General features: G+C 70.2%; 2 protein-coding genes. Both read left to right on the top strand.

Annotated features, from left to right (window positions below; genetic code table 11):
- Positions 1 to 421: VOC family protein (locus tag U9980_RS26870; protein ID WP_322770486.1), on the top strand; the 421-nt coding region annotated here is incomplete at its 5' end.
- Positions 422 to 595: 174 nt separating this feature from the next.
- Positions 596 to 2,274 (top strand): PEP-utilizing enzyme (locus U9980_RS26865; protein WP_322770485.1); only part of this gene is annotated, 1,679 nt, incomplete at its 3' end.

Genomic DNA, 2,274 nt, shown 5'->3' with positions numbered 1-2,274 from the left:
GGAGGTCGGGATCGTCGTCGCCGACCTGGCCGGTATGGTCCGCTTCTACACCGAGGCGCTGGGATGTAGTGAGGTACGCCGTTCCGATGTCCCGGCCGAGCTCAACGCACAGCTGGGCCTGGGCGGGGCGACCACGGTGGTCTGGCTACGCACGCCGTGGGGAGAACGGATCAAGCTGGTGCGTCCCACCGCCGACACGGCTGCGGTCACCCCCGCCGTGCCGATCGCCACCCGCCGCGGCCTTGCCTACCTGACCTTGTACGTCACCGACGCCGCAGCGGTCGCCGAGCGGATGCGCCACGGGGGAGCGAGCCCGCGCTCGGACCCGGCGCTGGTCGAGGCGAGCGGGCGGCGGATCGCCTTCTGGGCCGATCCCGAGGGTAACGTCATCGAGCTGGTCGAGGATCTTCGGCAGGCCTGATGAGCCCGGCCTGATGAGCCCGGCCGGGTGAGCCCGGCTGCGCGGGTCGGGCACACTTCCCGGACTTTCTGTTGACAACACATAGTTAGTGCCATGTAATGGCCGTCACATCAATGACGGCCACCACATGGATGTCCGTACTGGCGCCTGGCGTCAGGGGAGAAGGGACGCGTCGTGCAGAGCTGGGTCGCAGACTGGGAGCGCAGCCCGCGGCTGCCGCATTACACCAGGGCAAACGCGGGCGAGACGCTGCCCGAGCCCGCGAGCCCGCTGGGCTGGACGCTCGCCTATGTGCACGTGCTGCGGGCCTGGCGGCAGGGCTTCATCGACATCGGCGTCTACCGCGAGGATGAGCTGTCGATCGACCGGCCCGAGATCGCGGGGCTCTTCGGGAGCTACTTCTACCTGAACCTGTCCCACATGAGGCTGTTCTCCCTGCGCCTGGGCATGCCGGTGGAGCAGACCGACCTGGCCTTCGTCGGCCAGCGCCCCGACATCCCTGCCTACGTTTCCCATCCCGACCATGTGGACGCCGAGCGCTCGGCGGCTGCCGGCGCCTCGGTGCAACGGTTGCTCGCGGTCACGGAGTTCACCGATGCCGTGGCGGACCGCGAGCGTGTGCGGGCGATGCGCCGTGACCGGCCCGACCTTACGGCCCTGTCCGACGCCGAGCTGGTCGCCCGGGCCCGGGCGCTGCTCGACGAGAGCGAGAAGAGCATTTTCTACCGGCACCTGGTCTCCACCCTCCCGGCGAGCTTCGGGCCCGGCATTCTCGGACCGCTGTGCGAAAGCGTGGGCCGCGGTGGCGATCTGCTCGATCTGATCAGCGGCATCGGCGACATCGACTCCGCCTCGCCGGCGGTGGGGTTGTGGAACCTGTCGCGCATCGTGGTGGGGTCCGGCGAGCTGGCCGCGTTGTTCGACAAGGGCTCGGCCACGGTGGCCGCCGCGCTGGACACCGATGCCACCGGCGACGTCGGTGCGTTCCGCGATGCCTTCGCCGCGTTCCTCGGCGACTACGGTGATCGCGGTCCCAACGAGTGGGACATCCACTCCCTGCCGTGGGAGGTGGACCTGACCGCGGCGCTCACCCTGGTCGACCGGCTCCGCAACAGCCCGGACTCGCACTCGCCGGCGGTGCGGCACGAGGCACTCGCCGCCCGCCGGACACAGACCGCGGCGGAGATCCGCACGGTGCTCGCCGACAACGCGCAGGCGCTGGCCACGTTCGACGTGGGCATGCAGGCCGTCGACGTCTGGATGCCCGCGCGGGAACGCACCAAGGCCAACTGTGTCGCCGCTCTGCACGAGATCCGGATGACAATCCGTGAGCTCGGTCGCCGCGGTGTCGTGGCCGGCCGTTTCGGTCGGCCCGAGGACGTCATGATGCTGCTCGCCGATGAGCTCGACGCCTACCTCGCCGACCCGGCCCGGTTCACCGAGGTCATCGCACAGCGGCTGGTCGAATACGGCGAGCTCGCCGAGCTGGAGCCGCCGTTCTTCGTCGCGCAGGACCCCGACATCGAGCGTTGGCCGCGCCGGGACCGGGAGCGTCCGGAGCCGGCGATCGTGGGGGATGTGTTCACCGGCGTCGGAGGCAGCCACGGGACCTATACCGGACGCGTTCGGGTGGTCACCGATCTGGCCGAGTGTGACGCTCTCGAACCCGGCGAGGTCCTCGTCTCCCCGATCACGGACGCGGCGTGGACGCCGCTGTTCCTCGTGGCCGGCGCGGCCGTGGTGGACGTGGGTGGGCTCAACAGCCACGCGGTCGTGGTCTGCCGGGAGCTCGGCATCCCGTGTGTCATCTCGGTGGGGGACGGCACGTCGCGGCTGCGCGACGGTGTTGAAGT

The organism is Protofrankia sp. Cr1 (genome assembly GCF_963555865.1).
Classification (GTDB): Bacteria; Actinomycetota; Actinomycetes; order Frankiales; family Frankiaceae; genus Protofrankia.
The sequence above is the reverse complement of the archived record's forward strand: the minus strand, read 5'-3'. Positions and strand labels throughout refer to the sequence as shown.